Source organism: Flavobacterium solisilvae (genome assembly GCF_012911605.1).
Classification (GTDB): domain Bacteria; phylum Bacteroidota; class Bacteroidia; order Flavobacteriales; family Flavobacteriaceae; genus Flavobacterium; species Flavobacterium solisilvae.
Genome location: NZ_JAAMPT010000040.1, coordinates 1 through 243 on the forward strand (window position 1 = coordinate 1; position 243 = coordinate 243).

The 243-nt window shown below is 42.0% G+C and carries 1 protein-coding gene; it reads right to left on the reverse strand.

Translation table 11 applies throughout. The features are described 5' to 3' along the window. Positions 1–243, reverse strand: a 243-nt coding sequence (locus G6042_RS00190) for a hypothetical protein (protein ID WP_169522309.1), incomplete at both ends; no start/stop codon positions are given.

The window sequence follows — 243 nt, forward strand, 5'->3', positions numbered from 1 at the left end:
ATTTCCGGTTACTTGACTGTCTAAAACCAAAGTGTTGTTGACCGTCGTTTCGCCAAAATTCACACACGCAATGTTTGTCGATGCTACGATATTTGGTTCGGCTAGTTGTTCTACAATAACAGCAAAACTATCGGTGATGTAACAGCCTGTAAGGTTGTTTTCTATTCTAACCCAATACGTTCCGGTTTGTACTTGGTAAGTAGCCAAGTCTTGGATAGGGTTTAATCCTGCTTCGGCATCGCT